General features: G+C 65.4%; 18 protein-coding genes and 1 pseudogene. 11 read left to right on the top strand and 8 right to left on the bottom strand.

Annotated elements, in window-relative coordinates; all coding sequences use genetic code 11:
* Nucleotides 1–9: 9 nt before the first annotated feature.
* On the bottom strand, nucleotides 10–393 hold the full coding sequence (locus EJ074_RS05765; RefSeq protein ID WP_245420428.1) for a hypothetical protein: 384 nt from the start codon (nucleotides 391–393) through the stop codon (nucleotides 10–12).
* 131 nt (nucleotides 394–524) lie between these two features.
* Between EJ074_RS05765 and EJ074_RS05760 the strand changes: the two genes are divergently transcribed.
* Genes EJ074_RS05760 through EJ074_RS05750 form a run of 3 tightly spaced genes read left to right on the top strand, consistent with a single transcriptional unit; the run spans nucleotide 525 to nucleotide 2674 of the window.
* Nucleotides 525–1586 carry a glycosyltransferase family 2 protein gene (locus EJ074_RS05760; RefSeq protein WP_095807682.1) on the top strand — a complete coding sequence of 354 codons (1062 nt, stop codon included), beginning with the start codon at nucleotides 525–527 and terminating at the stop codon, nucleotides 1584–1586.
* Entirely contained in the window at nucleotides 1561–2253 is a 693-nt protein-coding gene (locus EJ074_RS05755) for a class I SAM-dependent methyltransferase (protein WP_095807681.1), read from the top strand. The genes EJ074_RS05760 and EJ074_RS05755 overlap by 26 nt, the downstream gene beginning before the upstream one ends.
* The gene (locus EJ074_RS05750; RefSeq protein WP_095807680.1) at nucleotides 2231–2674 is read left to right on the top strand and encodes a GtrA family protein; all 444 of its coding nucleotides are present in this window, start codon (nucleotides 2231–2233) and stop codon (nucleotides 2672–2674) included. The genes EJ074_RS05755 and EJ074_RS05750 overlap by 23 nt, the downstream gene beginning before the upstream one ends.
* Before the next feature lie 8 nt (nucleotides 2675–2682).
* Here EJ074_RS05750 and EJ074_RS05745 read toward each other — a convergent pair whose 3' ends face one another.
* The 4 genes from EJ074_RS05745 to EJ074_RS05730 all read right to left on the bottom strand — a co-directional run bounded on the left by EJ074_RS05745 (nucleotide 2683) and on the right by EJ074_RS05730 (nucleotide 5576).
* Entirely contained in the window at nucleotides 2683–3300 is a 618-nt protein-coding gene (locus EJ074_RS05745) for a hypothetical protein (protein ID WP_245420427.1), read from the bottom strand.
* Entirely contained in the window at nucleotides 3293–4456 is a 1164-nt protein-coding gene (locus EJ074_RS05740; protein ID WP_095807733.1) for a hypothetical protein, read from the bottom strand. The genes EJ074_RS05745 and EJ074_RS05740 overlap by 8 nt, the downstream gene beginning before the upstream one ends.
* A gap of 178 nt (nucleotides 4457–4634) precedes the next feature.
* The gene (locus EJ074_RS05735) at nucleotides 4635–5093 is read right to left on the bottom strand and encodes a hypothetical protein (protein WP_095807678.1); all 459 of its coding nucleotides are present in this window, start codon (nucleotides 5091–5093) and stop codon (nucleotides 4635–4637) included.
* A gap of 111 nt (nucleotides 5094–5204) precedes the next feature.
* Nucleotides 5205–5576, bottom strand: a complete 372-nt coding sequence (locus tag EJ074_RS05730; protein WP_095807677.1) for a DUF559 domain-containing protein — start codon at nucleotides 5574–5576, stop codon at nucleotides 5205–5207.
* Between the two features lie 283 nt (nucleotides 5577–5859).
* Here EJ074_RS05730 and EJ074_RS05720 point away from each other — a divergent pair, with 283 nt between their 5' ends.
* From EJ074_RS05720 to EJ074_RS05705, 4 genes are all read left to right on the top strand, one after another.
* Nucleotides 5860–6864, top strand: a complete 1005-nt coding sequence (locus EJ074_RS05720) for a LacI family DNA-binding transcriptional regulator (RefSeq protein ID WP_165350052.1) — start codon at nucleotides 5860–5862, stop codon at nucleotides 6862–6864.
* A gap of 230 nt (nucleotides 6865–7094) precedes the next feature.
* Nucleotides 7095–7922, top strand: coding sequence for a 3-methyl-2-oxobutanoate hydroxymethyltransferase (locus EJ074_RS05715; RefSeq protein ID WP_095807676.1), 828 nt, complete (start codon nucleotides 7095–7097; stop codon nucleotides 7920–7922).
* 8 nt (nucleotides 7923–7930) lie between these two features.
* Nucleotides 7931–8941: a sterol desaturase family protein gene (locus tag EJ074_RS05710; RefSeq protein ID WP_095807675.1), complete on the top strand. Its 1011-nt coding sequence runs from the start codon at nucleotides 7931–7933 to the stop codon at nucleotides 8939–8941.
* A gap of 167 nt (nucleotides 8942–9108) precedes the next feature.
* Nucleotides 9109–10080 carry a substrate-binding domain-containing protein gene (locus EJ074_RS05705; RefSeq protein WP_095807674.1) on the top strand — a complete coding sequence of 324 codons (972 nt, stop codon included), beginning with the start codon at nucleotides 9109–9111 and terminating at the stop codon, nucleotides 10078–10080.
* A 106-nt stretch (nucleotides 10081–10186) separates the two neighbouring features.
* On the opposite strand, the pseudogene EJ074_RS05700 reads toward EJ074_RS05705, so the two are convergent.
* Nucleotides 10187–10521 (bottom strand): annotated as a pseudogene (locus EJ074_RS05700) (endonuclease domain-containing protein).
* Between the two features lie 136 nt (nucleotides 10522–10657).
* A complete protein-coding gene (locus EJ074_RS05695; protein WP_095807673.1) occupies nucleotides 10658–10957 on the bottom strand; it encodes a hypothetical protein in 300 nt (99 codons plus the stop codon).
* Nucleotides 10958–11145: 188 nt separating this feature from the next.
* Between EJ074_RS05695 and EJ074_RS05690 the strand changes: the two genes are divergently transcribed.
* From EJ074_RS05690 to EJ074_RS05675, 4 genes are all read left to right on the top strand, one after another.
* A complete protein-coding gene (locus EJ074_RS05690) occupies nucleotides 11146–12045 on the top strand; it encodes a VOC family protein (protein WP_095807672.1) in 900 nt (299 codons plus the stop codon).
* Between the two features lie 24 nt (nucleotides 12046–12069).
* The gene (locus tag EJ074_RS29580) at nucleotides 12070–12282 is read left to right on the top strand and encodes a hypothetical protein (protein WP_165349863.1); all 213 of its coding nucleotides are present in this window, start codon (nucleotides 12070–12072) and stop codon (nucleotides 12280–12282) included.
* 33 nt (nucleotides 12283–12315) lie between these two features.
* On the top strand, nucleotides 12316–12912 hold the full coding sequence (locus tag EJ074_RS05680; protein ID WP_245420425.1) for a sulfotransferase family protein: 597 nt from the start codon (nucleotides 12316–12318) through the stop codon (nucleotides 12910–12912).
* A gap of 246 nt (nucleotides 12913–13158) precedes the next feature.
* Nucleotides 13159–14535, top strand: a complete 1377-nt coding sequence (locus EJ074_RS05675; protein ID WP_095807670.1) for an amidase family protein — start codon at nucleotides 13159–13161, stop codon at nucleotides 14533–14535.
* A gap of 17 nt (nucleotides 14536–14552) precedes the next feature.
* On the opposite strand, the gene EJ074_RS05670 is transcribed toward EJ074_RS05675, so the two are convergent.
* A complete protein-coding gene (locus tag EJ074_RS05670) occupies nucleotides 14553–15293 on the bottom strand; it encodes a DUF2270 domain-containing protein (protein ID WP_207210059.1) in 741 nt (246 codons plus the stop codon).
* Nucleotides 15294–15330: the final 37 nt, after the last annotated feature.

Below are 15330 nucleotides of genomic sequence, written 5' to 3'. Positions count from 1 at the left end.
TCCTGCAAGTCAGGTGATGTCGGGCTCGAGCAGGGCTGAACCAAATTGCGACCACAGCTGCTCACAATCTCCGACCCGAAGGCTCGGCGTTCCCAGTTCGCCGTAGCGGACCATCGCAGCGCGAACGTCGTATCCAAGCACCGAGGCGTTGGCTACGAACTGAATGGCTTGTCCTAAGCTGATGGTGCCGATCTGGGCTTCGGCGTTGTTGGTGAGGTCGATCACTCCAAGAATTTCCGCGTCGACGTTTCTGGCGGCGAGAACAGCAACCGAAGGAGCACTACCCAGGGCAAACAGCATTTCATTAGTCTCTGCTAATGTATAAACCGCGAAGCCGTGCAGTTGTTCCGCAGACGAGTCATCCGGCGGTTGCCGCATGACTTGCACGGTCAAAGCAGCTGCGACGTTCTTGGCGGCGGGGCCTCGATGCGGCTTGGCCGCCCCGGCAACTCCGAGCGCGCGCCCTAATACACAAATTAGTGTTTGTTCATGGAACCTTGTGGCGGGTGTTCCATTGCAACCGAATGCAAGAAGCTGTCCAGCGCATCCGGACGCGGGCACCGTCCCCACGCTACTCATTGGTGCTGCCGATATACAATGAGGAAGAGGTGTTGCCCCGGCTGGTCGAGCGCATCGGCGCGCTGGTCGCGCGGCTGGACGGAGAGACCGAGGTCATCTTTGTCGACGACGGCAGCAGCGATCGAAGCGTGCCCTACCTGCGCCGCATGGTCGCCGCCGAACCAAGCTTCCGCCTGATCGAGCTTTCCCGCAACTTCGGCCATCAGATCGCCATCACCGCCGGCATGGAAGCCGCCGCCGGCCAGGCCGTCATCGTCATGGATGCCGACCTGCAGGATCCGCCCGAGGTGGTTCTGGATCTCGTGGCGAAGTGGAAGGAAGGTTTCGAGATCGTCTACGCCAGGCGCGTCAGGCGCGAGGGCGAGACCTGGTTCAAGCGCTTCACCGCCAGCCTCTTCTACCGTGTGCTGGAGCGCATGACGCCTGTCGACATCCCGCGCGATGTCGGCGACTTCCGCCTCGTCGGCCGCAAGGCGCTGGACACCTTCAAGCGCATGCCCGAGCACGACCGCTTCGTCAGGGGCATGTTCGGCTGGATGGGTTTCAAGCAGGCGGCGGTGCCGTTCGAGCGCCCGGCGCGCACGCTCGGCGAAACCAAATACCCGTTGTGGAAGATGATGCGGCTTGCGATGCACGGCATCATCAGCTTTTCGGAGCGGCCTCTGCAGCTGGCGCTGTTCACCGGATTGGCGATTTCCGCTCTCGCCCTGGTGTTCGGCGCCTATGCCATCCTGGCCTGGATCCTCGAAGCCGGCGTGATTGCCGGCTGGACCTCGACGGTGGTGATCGTGTCGCTGCTGATCGGCATCAATCTCTTCATGACCGGCGTGATCGGGCTTTATGTCGGCAGCATCCACGCGGAGGTGAAACGGCGCCCGCTCTATGTCGTCGAAAGGCTGAGCGGTTTCGACCGTCCAATGCGCATCGCCCCCCGCGACAAGCGCGCATCGTTTCGCAAGTCCGGCAACGGGGTGACGACGGATGTCCGAGCTCTTCGACAGCTATAGGTCCAGCTACGGCGAGGCGGTCGAGGGCTCGATCCGCTTCTCCGGGCTTCAGCATGATTTCTTCCTGCGTGCCAAGGCCGAGCTTCTGCGGCGCCTGATCGTCGAGCAGGATCTTCGGCGCGGCGGGGCAGGCGTGCGCGCGCTCGATGTCGGCTGCGGCGTGGGCTCGCTTCACCCGCATCTCGCCGGTGTCTTCGATCGCCTCGACGGCTGCGACGTGTCGCAGGAGTCGCTCGCGCGCGCCAAGAGGGAGAACCCGCATGTCGCCTACAGCACGTGCGCCACCGCGCGCCTGCCTTACGCGGACGGCACGTTCAACCTGGCCTTCGCCAGTTGCGTCGTTCACCACGTGCCGCCTGCGTCGTGGCTGGAATTCCTGCGCGAGATGCGGCGCGTCGTGCGGCGGGGCGGCCTTGCCTGCATCATCGAGCACAATCCCTACAACCCGCTGACGCGCATGGCGGTGCTGAGGTGCCCGTTCGACAAGGACGCCGTCCTGCTCAGCGCCCGCAAGGCGTCATCGCTGCTTGCTGAGGCGGGCTTCCGCGACGTGCGTGCCGAGCATTTCCTGCTCCTGCCGTCGACGAGGCCGCTGGCCGGCAAGCTGGAGCGCGCGCTCGCCGCCCTGCCGCTCGGAGCGCAATATGCCTGTGTCGGACGTGCCTGAGCATCGTCTTGCCGGCGGCCTGAAGCTCCTGGCGCGCTTCGCTTCGGTCGGGCTTGTCGCCACGATCCTCTATGCCGTCCTGACCGCAGTCTTTGCCGGATCGGAATGGCTCGGCCTAGCGCCGGTCGAGGCCTCGCTCTGGGCTTACGCGGCCGCCGCCCTGTTTTCCTATCTGGCGCACAGATCCTTCACCTTCATGTCGGCGGGGCCGCACCGTTCGCAGGTGCCGCGTTTCGTGCTGCTGACGCTTGCCGGCCTCGCCCTGGCTTATGCGGCGCCGTGGCTGCTGACGGTGACGCTCGGCCTGCCCCTCGCCGTTCCGGTTCTCCTTACCTGCCTGGCCATCCCGGCGCTCAACCTTCTGGTGCTCGACCGTTGGGTGTTTGCCGAGCGGCGCCGCCGCGATGACGGGCCGGCCTGAGCGAGGCTTCAAAGCGCATCCAGCCGGAACGATTGCAGCTTGATGGCGCGGTTGTAGATGTTGCTCGCATCGGCGCTTTGCGGGACGCCGTCGGGGTAGTCGAAGGCCATGTCCAGCGTCGCCTTGCCGGCCAGCACGGCATGCGGGATGACGAAGGTCACCGTCATGGGCGCGGTGCCCGACACGGTCGCTCGGTGCACCTCGACGCCGTTCGCCGAAATGACGACCCGTTGCGAGCTGCGCCACGGACGGATGACGGCGGCGAGCTCCAGCGTCGCCCGCAGCCCGTCGCGCGGCGGCGGCAGGGCGAGTCTGAGGCGCGAGGTCTCGCCCAGCGAATGGGTGCCGTCGGCCACCGGCCCCGACCAGCCGCAGACCCTCATGCCGGCTGTTTCCGTGGCCCCGTCGGAGCGGAACGACACGGTCCGGTCCGGCGTGTAGCGCGCGATGGCGTCGCGGTTGAGGCAGGTGGTGGTCTTGTCGACGTAATAGGCGCGGTAGTCGTCGTTGACATTCGGGGTGAGGGCAAGCGCGAGGATGGCGATTTCGGCCGCCGCAAGCGCGCCCGCCAGCGCATAGCCGCCGGCCAGGATTGCCGGCCTGGCCGAGTTCGTCAGCTCAGACAAGCGCAAGATAGCCTCCAAGCCAGGCCACGGTCATGAAGTAGCAGGTGACGAGGAAGACAATCAGCGCCGCGACCAATGTCGCCTTCCAAGCCGACAGCAGCACCGCCGTCATCATCGTCAGTGGCGCCAGGCCGACGACATAGCGCACCATCGAAGCCAGGTTCGAGGTCAAAGGCAGGATCAGGGCCATGGCGCAGAACAGGGCCGCGCCAAACTGCCTGCGCGCCGCCAGCACGGCCGACAGCGCCAGCCCCAGGATTGCCGTCGACGCGCTCCATTGCGGCGCGGTCGGCAGCCAGCCCGGCTTGGGGTGATAGGCCAGGCCGTCCCAGAGGAACAGCAGCGGATTGCCCGCCACGCGCCCGAATGCGCGCTGGACATGGACGAAGGCAAAGCCGTCCCCGACGGTGAGGTAAAGGTAGAGCATGTAGGCGAACAGCCCGGCGGGCGAGATCAGTATGGCGATGATGAGATCCGGCCGGCCGAGCAGCCAGCGTGGAAAGCTCATAGTCGACCCGCCCCTGGCGCGATGCTCCTCGAACATGCGGATGACGATCGCGAACACGGCCAGCACGCCGACGACCCGCGTTGCCGAGAGCAAGGCGCAAGCCAGCCCCGCCGCGAGATAGTTCGCGCGTTTGAGCGCCAGGAAAAGGCATGACGTCAAAAGCACGAAGAGCGGCTCGGTGAGGAAGGTGGCGAAATAGAAGGAGAACGGGCCGCTGAGCAGGAAGGCGCAATAGAGCACATAGGCCCGCATGTTCCTGTCCACGAGCGGCCAGGCCACCAGGCACGAGAGATAGCCGCATGCCAGCGATGCCGCCGTCGCGATCGCGATGGTGGAGAAGGGAAGAACCGAGCGGACCGCCGCCACCAGCATTGGATAGAGCGGAAAGAATCCCCAGCGTCCGACATTGCTGCGGCCCGGAATGGGAAAGCGCTCATAGCCCTGCTCGGAAATGTCCACATACCAGCTGCAATCCCACTTGCAGAAGGCGCGGACATAGGCCGTCAGGCTCGGATCCGGCGACACCGACGCGAATGCCGAATAGCGGATGGCAAGACCGCTCAACAAAAACAGCAGCGGCACCGCCGCTACCACAATCACCGTGAGGCGAATGCCGCTCTTCGCACCCGCCACATTTTCAACTGCCAAATCCGCCTCCACCCGTCCGGATGGCATCGCCAACGGCCTCCGCATCAGGCCGGCGGCCCGGCGCACTGGCCGGGTCGGTCCGACACCGCAAAGGTAAGTAGCAGTGGGAAGTTTGGTTCCGTGGCCTATGCTGGCGATTGGACGTCGCACCGGCCGTCGCCAAATTCCGCAGGGCAGGTCAGGAACCCGCCGGCGCTCCGCTGACCGAAAAGAACTGCAGCGCGCCCGGCAGGCCGCTGGCCTTCATCTCGCCTTGCTCTTCAAAGCAAAAGCCGGAACCGACGATCAGGTCGCGCACGGTCCGCGATGCGATGATCTCACCTGGGCGGGCATGATCCAGAAGCCGCGACGTGACCTCGATGGCAATGCCGGAGAAATCCTCGCCGCGCGCTTCGCACTCGCCGACGTGGATTGCCGCGCGAACGCCGTTGGCTGATGGCTTCAGCCGCTCGCCGATCGCCATCGCGCACTGGATCGATCGCGTCGGCCGCTGGAACACGGCAAGCACCCTGCCGCGCAACCGCCTGATCTCGGTGCCACCGGCAAGCAGCAGTTCGTCGCGCACAATGTCCGCGTGCGGCTCGGCCGGATTCTCGCCGTATGCCGCGTCATCGATGGCGAGCACCGACACCAGCACCCGCTCGCTCGGGGACCGCGTTGCCGATTAGCGAAAGCCGCCGCATTGCCGATCTCCCCCCTCGTGGGGGAGACGTCCGGCAGGACAGAGGGGCGCTGTCCCGCCGGCGTCTCAAGGCGGCCCAGCCACTCCTGCCGCAATAACAATGTGCTGGCAGACATTGTCGATGTCGCGGAGGACATCGTCGTTCCAGAAGCGCAGGACGATCCAGCCATCCCGTTCCAAGCGATCGGTTCTGACCTCGTCAGCAACCGCACGCCCAGCATCGCCATGCTGCGATCCATCCACCTCCACGATCAGCCTCTTCTGCGGGCAGGCGAAGTCGACAATGTAGCCTGCGACCGGAAACTGCCTGCGGAAGCCCAGCCCCATCAGCCGATGCGCGCGAAGTTCGTTCCAGAGCTTCAGCTCCGCGTCGGTCATGACCTTGCGCATCGATCTCGCATTGTCGCGGTGTCTGGGTGGCAAGGGTGAATGCGGCATGCTCGAGCGGTGGGACTGATGTTTGTTTCGCCAATGCTTCTACTCTACGGCGCCCCCCTCTGTCCTGCCGGACATCTCCCCCACTTGGGGGGAGATCGGATGTCGCGCCGGCTTTCGTCAACCGCCAACGTGGCAGGAATGGCACCTCCGGCGACGCTGCCAATCTCCCCCCTTGTGGGGGAGATGTCCGGCAGGACAGAGGGGGGCGCGAAGGAACACCAACCTTGGAAATCGAATTGCCCCTGGCTACTTTGTCGTCCCAATCACAAGCGGAGCCCCACCCATTCCAAAGCCCACCTTCCTCGAAATCGCCCGCCGGGCCGGCGTCGGCACGGCGACGGTGGAGCGCGTGCTGAACGGCAGGGGCGGGGTGCGGCCCGGGACCGTCGAGAAGGTCGTCGCGGCGGCGCGCTCGCTCGACTATCCGCGCCGGCTGCCGGAGGCGCATCGCGGCGTCATCCGCATCGAGGTGATCCTGGTCAGGCCCGACGCCACCTTCTTTGCGCGGCTGTCGCGCGCGTTCGAGCGCATTGCCGCCACGCTCGACCGGACGATCGCGGTGCACCGTACCTTTCTCGACGAGGCCAATCCGGCGGCGATCGCGAAACGCATCCTTGAACCCGAGATGCGGCGCGCTGCCCTTATCCTCGCTGTGCCCGATCATCCGCTTGTCAGCACCGCCTTGCGGAAACTCGAGGCGGAAAACGTGCCGACGGTGCAGATCGTCACCCAGATCTCCGGCACCAGAAGCACCTATGTCGGCATCGACAACTATGCCGCCGGCCGCATGGCAGGGCTGTTGATGGCGCGCATGCAGCGCCGCCCGGGCAAGGTGGTCGCGATCTGCCACAGCCAGATCTACCGCGTCCACCGCGACCGCGTGCGCGGCTTCTTCGATTATCTGATCGATGAAGGCCAAGGCTTCGAGCCCATGGCCGCCCTGTTCGGTTTCGACGACGGCGACCGCAACGCCGAGCAGCTCCACGAGGCGCTGAAGCGCTGGCCGGACCTTGCCGGCCTCTACAACGCCGGCGGCGCCAATACCGCGCTGAACGAGGTGCTGCGCCGCCACCCGTGCGGCCGCGAGATATTCTTCGTCGGCCACGAACTCACCGAGCGCAGCGCCCGCGGCCTGAGCGAAGGCACGATGGATGTCGTGCTCGACCAGGCGCCGGAGGCGCAGGCGCGCCGCGCCATCGACCTGGTGCTCGCCGCGCTCAACCTGCACGACCTGCCGGTCGACAACCCGCCGATCCGCTTCGTTACCTTCACCGCCGAGAACCTTTGATCTGATTTGATCAAGGTAGCGCGAGCCATCGCACCAATAGCGGTGCTAACTCGTCCGCGGACGGGAGACGATCGGGCTCTCCCCCTCATCCGGCCGCAGCGCGGCCACTTCTCCCCGAGGGGAGAAGAGGGCCGGCACCGACGCTGTGGCTCCTCTCCCCACCGGGGAGAGGGTGAGGGGGGAGCTTTTCCAGCCTGCGATCGTCCCGCCCGCCGAACGGAGGATCACCAGTGGCAAGACGGCTCACGGCCTACGATCTGCAGAGCGCCAAGGGCAGCAGGAAATGGCTGCAGCTGCATGTCGACACGCCGGCCGAGGCGGCCGCCGCGGTCGCCTGCGACATCGTCATCCTCTCCTGCGAGCCCGACCACAATCTGGAAGCCATTCGCCAGGCGGCGCCCCACGCGTTCCTCTCCGTCGGCATGCCGCATGGCGCGGTCGCTTCGCCCGATGAGGCGGTGCGGCTGGGCTTCGCCATGATGAAGCGCGGCGCCGATGCGGTCTATTGCTCGCATTCGCCGCGCTTCATCGAGGCCATGGCGGCAGAAGGCATTCCGGTCACCGGCCATGTCGGCCTGGTGCCGAATCGCGCCACCTGGACGAACTTCCGCGCCGTCGGCCGCACGGCCGAGGAAGCCTTCAGGGTGCTGCGCGCGGCCAAGGATCTGGAGAATGCCGGCGCCGCCTGCATCGAGGTCGAGGTGGTGCCGGTGCGCGTCGCCGAACACATCACCCGCTCGACGCCGCTGATCACCATGGGCATGGGCTGCGGCACCGCCTGCGACACGCAGTATCTGTTCTCCTGCGACGTGCTCGGCACCCATGCCGGCCACTATCCGCGCCACGCCAAGCGCTATGCCGACTTCGTGACGCTGGAGGCCGAGCTGCAGGAAAAGCGCATCGCCGCCTTCCGCGCCTTCGGGCGCGACGTCGCCGAGGGCAGTTACCCGGAAGCGGAGCACCAGGTGGACATGGACGTTGCCGCCTATGACCGCTTCCTCACCCTGTCTCAATCCCTCACCCTGTCTCAATCCCTCACCCTGTCCAAGCCCTTGTGAGACCAGCCATGGACGACCTGCAATTCGGCACGCGCAACAAACGGGGCGACTGGGCTCCCAACGAACCGGCCGGCACCGCGCCGCTTTTCGTCTTTCCGCCGCGCCCGCTGGCGGTGCTGAAGTGGCTGCCGCATTACTTCCTGCCCTACAACCTGCTCTTCGCCGTCACGGCCGTTGTCTGGTGGCGCTACGTGCTGCCGGACGTCGAGGTGATGAAGACGCTCTCCGTCGGCTGGATCCTGCGCCTGTTCCTCGTCAACTGCGCGGCGCTGCTCGTCTTCTTCGGCGTCTTCGAGCTTCGACTCTACATTTTCAGAGCGCAGGGCAACCGCTTCAAATACAACGGCAAATGGCCCTCGGAGCAGAAGAGCAAGGCCTTCTTCTTCGAGAACCAGAACATCGACAACATGCTGCGCACCTTCGGCACCGGCATGCCGATCTGGACGGCGATCGAGGTGACGATCCTCTACGTCTACGCCAATGGCTACGTGCCGTGGCTGACCGTCGCCGAGCATCCGGTCTATCTGTTTTGCCTGGCCCTGGTGGTGCCGATCATCCATGAGACGCATTTCTTCATGCTGCACCGGGCGATCCATTGGGGGCCGCTCTACAGATGGGTGCATTCGGTGCACCACAATTCGGTCAACCCGTCGCCCTGGTCGTCGCTGTCGATGCATCCGGTGGAGCAGCTCGGCTATCTCGGCGTCGCCTTCTGGCACCTGGTCATTCCGTCGAACCCGCTGCTGGCGCTCTACCAGCTCCACTATGCCGGCTTCGGCGCCATTCCCGGCCATGTCGGCTTCGACAAGGTGGAACTGACCGAGGACAGGACCGTCGATAGCCACGCCTACATCCACTACCTGCATCACAAATATTTCGAGGTGAACTACGGCGACGGCCTGATCCCCTTCGACCGCTGGCTCGGCACCTTCCACGACGGCAGCAAGGAAGGCGAGGCGCGCATGCAGGCCCGCTACGAGAAGAAGAAGGCGCGCGCCAACGCCGCCGCTACCAAGTGACGCCCTCAAGACAGCCAGGTTGGCGGCGTTAGCCGCTCAGTGAACCGCATTTGCCGTCATGGTGAGAGGGCTTCGGCCATCCGCCCGAATATCCCGAAAGGGGCCATCCCGAAAGGGCCGGAGACAAGAGCGGGTGAACCGGCACCCATCCGCAAAGGGAGGACAGCGTGAAGAAACTTCTCATCTCGACGGCTTTGGCCGCGCTGTGGTCGACGACATTTGCCGTGACCATGTCGATGCCGGCAACCGCCTTCGCCGCCAAGCTCGGCGTCTCGATCGTCAACTTCGACAACAACTTCCAGACGCTGCTGATGCACGGCATGCAGGACCGCGCCAAGGAGAAGGGCGCCGAGATCCAGGTCGAGGACGCCCAGAACGACGTTGCCAAGCAGCTCGACCAGGTCAAGAACTTCATCGCCAGCGGCGTCGACGCCATCATCATCACGCTGGTCGACACCAATGCCTCCAAGACCATCAGCGAGGAGGCCGCCAAGGCCGGCATCCCGCTGGTCTTCGTCAATCTCGAGCCGGTCGACATGGCCAAGCTGCCCGAACGCCAAGTCTATGTCGGCTCGAACGAAGTCGAGTCGGGCACGCTGGAAGCCTTCGAGGTCTGTAAGATACTGCGCGCCAAGGGCAAGTCGGCAGGCGCCACCGCCTATATCGTCATGGGCAGCCTGGTGCACCAGGCCGCGCTCCAGCGCACCAAGGATGTCGAGCAGATCTTTTCGACCGACATGTGCAACTTCATCAAGGTCACCGACAAGCAGTCGTCGGAATGGTCGCGCGACAATGCGCAGAACCTGATGACCAACTGGCTGACCGCCGGCCCGGCGCCGGACGCCGTCATCGCCAACAACGACGAATCCGCCATCGGCGCCATCCTGGCGCTGAAGGCCAACGGCGTCGACATGAAGAACGTCGTCGTCGGCGGCATCGATGCCACGCAGGACGGCTTGCAGGCGATGAAGGCCGGCGAGCTCTCGGTGACGGTGTTCCAGAACGCCAAGGGCCAGGGCGGCGGCGGCGTCGATGCAGCGCTCGCGCTCGCCAAGGGCGAGAAGGTCGACCGCGTCGTCTACGTGCCCTTCGAACTGGTGACGCCTCAGAACGCGGCGGAATATTTGAACAAGAATTGAGGGCGACTTGGCGAGACAGACGAGACAGCCAATCTCCCCCCTAGTAGTGGCCTAGTAGTGGGGGAGATGTCCGGCAGGACAGAGGGGGCGCTGTCCCGCCAGCCTCTCAGGTCGGATCAGCCAATCCCGCGACGATAACAATGTGCTGGCAGACATTGTCGACGTCGCGGATCACCTCGTCGTTCCAGAACCGCAAGACGGTCCAGCCATCCTCTGCCAGACGTCTCGTCCGCAGTGCATCGGCCTTGGCAACACCGCCATCGCCATGCTGAGAACCGTCGACCTCGACAAGCAGCCTTTTCTCCGGGCAAGCGAAGTCGACGATATAGCCCGCTGATGTGCACGAAGCTCGTTCCAGAGCTTCAGTTCTCCAACAGTCATGACGCGATGCATCGATTTCGCATTGGCGCGGTGTCGCGGCGGTAGAGGAGTATGGGTCATCGCTGGAGCCGTTTGAGCCCGAGGGCCTTCGCCGAGGTTTTTACTCTACGGCGCCCCCCTCTGGCCTGCCGGCCATCTCCCCCTCAAGGAGGGAGATCAGCCGTCACGGCCGCTTTCGCCAATCGCCAACGAAAGACTAAATCCCAGACCCATCCAGCAGCGGCACGTCGTCGCCTTCCCAGGGGCTGGGCATCGCTCCTCTCCCGGCCGAGGGCAGCGGCATCCAGCATCTGAGCTCCGGCTCGGCATACTCGACGATGCGGCCCGGCGAGGAGTCGGACGCCCGCCAGCCTTCCGCGCCGAACTGGTCGGCGCGCGACCAGTAGGCCATGTCGACCTCGGCCGGTCCCTGCTCGGACGAGCGCACCGTGACCAGGATGCGGCTGCCGTCCCTCGGCGCGCTCGCCATGTTGCGCCAGTGGTCGGTCTCGTCCATGTGATCTCCTCCTGAAGCTCAAGCAATTCCGGACGAAACCGCGCGGCGGTTTCCGTCCGAAATGGCGTGAAGACAAATAGCCTGCCGCCATAGTTGCCGCCCGCCCGAGAGGGGTCAACCCGAACTTGACGCAAGACAGAAATATCATTCGCGACTAATATGAATCGGCCGCAATCGGACAGGCGACGATGGACGAAGCATTGCTGTCTCAGGCCACCCGACTCGGGCCGGTCCACCTCAAGGTGACCGACATCCCGGCGGCCCTGATCGTCTGGCGCGGCACGCTTGGTCTTGGGCTGGTTGGCGAGGATGCCGGCACGGCGGAGCTCGGCACCGGCGGCCGGACGCTGATCGTCCTCCACGCCGGAGCGGACACGGTCCTGCCGCAGAAGTCGCGCGATCTCTTTCACGTCGCCATCCATGTCACGAGCCGCCGCGATCTCGCCCATGTCGCCGCCCGCCTCAAGGCGTCGGGCCTCCGCTTCAGCGCCCAGGATCATCTTATTTCGGAGTCGCTTTACGTCTCCGACCCGTCGGGCAACGGCATCGAAATCTGTTTCGACACGCCGCAGCGTCTTCTGCGCAGGGAGGAGGCGGCCGACGGCCGCGTCTCGCTCATCGCCACCGACGGCAGCGCGCATTCCGGGATCGAACCGCTGGATGTTCCGGGCCTGCTGCGCGACCTCGGCAATTCCGGCCATGTCGAGCAGAAGATGGCCGACGACGCCTTCATCGGCCACATCCATATGCGGGCGCGCTCGCCCGAGACCTTGATGCCGTTCTACATCGGCGTGCTGGGCTTGCGGCCGCACATCCAGTCGCGCAATTTCGGCCTGTTCGACTGCGGCACCGCGCGCCGGCCGCATATGGTGGCCTTCAACGTGTGGGCGCGCGACGAGCTGCGCGAACCGCCGCCGGGCGCCGCCGGCCTCGACCACTTCACCGTCGAGCTCGCTTCGGAGCAGGAGCTTGCCGCCGTGGCGCTGAGGCTGGAGGCGGCCAATGCGCCGATGAAAAGGGAAGGCGGCGCCGTCGCCACCGCCGATCCGGAGGGCAATCGCTTGCGGCTCGTGGTCCAGGGAGGATGATCGCCTAAAGCAATTCCAGGAAAAGTGCGCAGCGGTTTTCCGTCCGGAATTGCGAAGAAACAAAGCCAAGCAATTCCAGGAAAAGTGCGCAGCGGTTTTCCGTCCGGAATTGCGAAGAAACAAAGCCAAGCAATTCCAGGAAAAGTGCGCAACGGTTTTCCGTCCGGAATTGCGAAGAAACAAAGCCAAGCAATTCCAGGAAAAGTGCGCAGCGCTTTTCCGTCAGGAAATGCATGACAAGGAAAAGCAGGCGTAGGGGAGAAAATGTCGATGAGGGTGATTGGAACGGGCTTCGGCCGCACGGGCACGGATTCGATGCGCGAGGCGCTGACGATGCTCGGCTTCGGGCCATGCCATCACATGTCGGAGGTGATGGCGAACGAGGAGCAGAAGCGGCTCTGGCGGGCGCTCGCCAAGGGCGCCGCGCCCGACTGGGACAAGCTCTTTGCCGGATACAAATCCTGTGTCGACTGGCCGTCCGCCCATTACTGGCGCGAGCTGATCGAAGCCTATCCTCAGGCGCGCGTCATCCTCACCTGGCGCTCGCCCGAAAGCTGGTGGGAGAGCTTTCAAAACACGATCCTGCCGTCGATCGAGGACAGTCAGGACCAGGAGTCGCTGGGCATTGCGCTCATTGCGAAACAGGTCTTCGGCGGCCGGCCGCACGACCGCGCGCATGCGATCGCCACCTATGAGGCCAATGTCGAGGCGGTGCTCGATGCGGTGCCGGCCGAGCGCCTGCTGGTCCACAAGCTCGGCGACGGCTGGCAGCCGCTCTGCGCCCATCTCGGCGTCCCCGTGCCGGACGAGCCCTATCCGAACCGGAACAGCACGGGGGAGTTTCGAGCGGCGATGAGTAGGCAGTAGTGTAGGCAGTAGTGAGTAGTGAGTGGTGAATGGTGGTGAATGGTGAATGGTGAATGGTAAATGGTTAAAAGAAAAATAGATAGTGAATGCACGGCATCAAGACAAACTGAACATCGCTACTCGCTACTCACTACTCACCATTCACCATTCACCATTCACCATTCACCATTGACCATTCACCACCACTCACCATTCACCACCATTCACCACCATCCACCACACCACCACTCCCTCCCGGAGAACCACATGGCCCACCCCGACACCACCTTCCTCACCGCCATGCAGCTGGCGGCGGCGATCCGCGACGGGCAGGTCAGCGCCGGCGAGGCGATGGAGGCGCAGCTTGCCCGCATTGAAATGGTCAATCCGCTCCTCAATGCCATCGTCACGCTCGACGAGGAGGCCGCCCGTGCCGGCGCCAAGGCCGCCGACAGGGCGATCGCACGCGGCGATGCCGTCGGGCCGCTGCACGGCGTCCCGGTCACGCTGAAGGACGGCCACGCCACCGCCGGCATGCGCACCACGGTCGGGCTGGAGGCCTTCGCCGACCATGTGCCGACGACCGACAGCACCATTGCCGCCAGGCTGCGCAAGGCGGGCGCCATCATCATCGGCAAGACCAACGTGCCGCCGAGGCTGCGCGACCTGCAGACCGCCAACCCGATCTTCGGCCGCACCTGCAATCCGTGGGATGTCACGCGCACGCCGGGCGGCTCGAGCGGCGGCGCCGCCGCGGCGGTTGCTGCCGGCCTGGCGCCGCTCGAGATCGGCAGCGATGCCGGCGGCTCGATCAGGACCCCGGCGCATCTCACCGGCATCTATGGCTTCAAGCCGACGCAGGCGAGCGTGCCGCTCACCGGCAGCTACGCCGATCCGCCCGACATGCCGCGCAGCTTCCGCCTGCTGTTCGACATCGGCCCTTTGGCCCGTGACGTCGACGATCTGATCCTGGCCCACCGCATCATCGCCGGCGCCGACGGTTTCGACACCGAAGTGCCGCCGGTGGCGACGGACGAGGCGCCGGAGCCGCCGCTCGAAAGCTTGCGGATCGCCTGGGCGGCGACCTTTCCCGGCGTCCCGGTCGCGATCGACATCGCCGACGCGATCGCCGGCTTCGCCGACGCTGCCGCCATTGGCGGCGCGCGCGTGGCGCAGGCCTTGCCGGGCCATGACTTCGCCGCCGAGCGGGCGCTGTTCTCCGATTTCATCACCTGGTACTCGCAGGCCTTCCGGTCGCCGGGCGAGGCCTCGCCGTCGCTGCCGGCCTATCTCGCCGCGCTCAACCGGCGCGATGAATTCATCCTCGCCTGGGAGCGCTTCTTCGACGACTGGGACGTTCTCGTCTGCCCGGCAATGATGTGCACCGCCTTCCGCCATCGCGAGACGGGAGCGCCGATCCCCGTCGATGGTGTCGAGACGCCTTACTGGAGCGCGCTCGCCCATGCCTGTCGCTTCAACTTGACAGGACATCCGGCCGTCGTCATTCCGATCGGCCTCGACCGGGAGGGCCTGCCGATCGGCGCCCAGCTCGTCGGCCGCCGCCACTCGGACATGAAGCTGCTGGCAGCCGCCAAGGCGCTGGCGCGTCTGACCGACGGCTTCGTCAGGCCGCCGGGACTGTGAGCGCGGCGGCAGCGTCCTTACACATGCACGTTGCCGTGCGAGAGCTCGCCGTCGTCGGCGCGGACCAGGAAGGCGGCGGCAACCATCGCCAGATAGAAGGCCAGGACGGCGCATACCACGACGGCACCGGGAATGGGACCGAGCGTCGCCACCTTCAGCGTATCGAGCAGCGAGGCGCCGAAGCCGACGGGCGCACCGTCATGCGTCAGGCTTGGCGTGGTGATCTTCAGCACCCAGGCAAGCATCAGGATCGTGTACATGAAGATGTAGTTGCGCCGCAGCCGCCTGATCAGCGCCGCGCGCTGCGAGATGAGGAAGCGCGGCGAGCGCAGGCCTTCGCCGACGATGGCCAGCCAGTTGGAGGCATAGTCCGGCTGCGGCGAGAAGATCTGCGCGAAATAATAGCGCTCGAACTGGCGCACCCTGGCGCGATAGACGTCGAAGAAGCGGTAGCGCCGCGCCTCGATCCACAACAGCAGCGTGATCAAGAGCATGGCGAAGAGGAGCACGCCGTGATGGGCGTTCGGCGTCGACAGCGACACCGAAAGCATCGCCGCCACCACGGTGATCGCCCAGTTGCTGGTGCGGTCGAGTCGGTCGCGCCAGCCGGCCATGCGCGCGATTTCGGCGCGATGGAAATGCGACATGGTGGTTGCGAATTCGGAGGAGGTCAGCTTCAGCGCGAACGCATCGGAGCCGCGCGGCGCCGCGCCGGTCTCCACTGGCTTGACGTTGTGGACCTGGGACATCCCCGCCATGCGCCTCCCGAACGCAAGGCCGGCCAGCCGGCCACAC

Source organism: Mesorhizobium sp. M3A.F.Ca.ET.080.04.2.1 (assembly GCF_003952525.1).
GTDB lineage: Bacteria > Pseudomonadota > Alphaproteobacteria > Rhizobiales > Rhizobiaceae > Mesorhizobium.
Note: the sequence above shows the minus strand (reverse complement) of the source record. Positions and strands in the feature narration are given on the sequence as shown.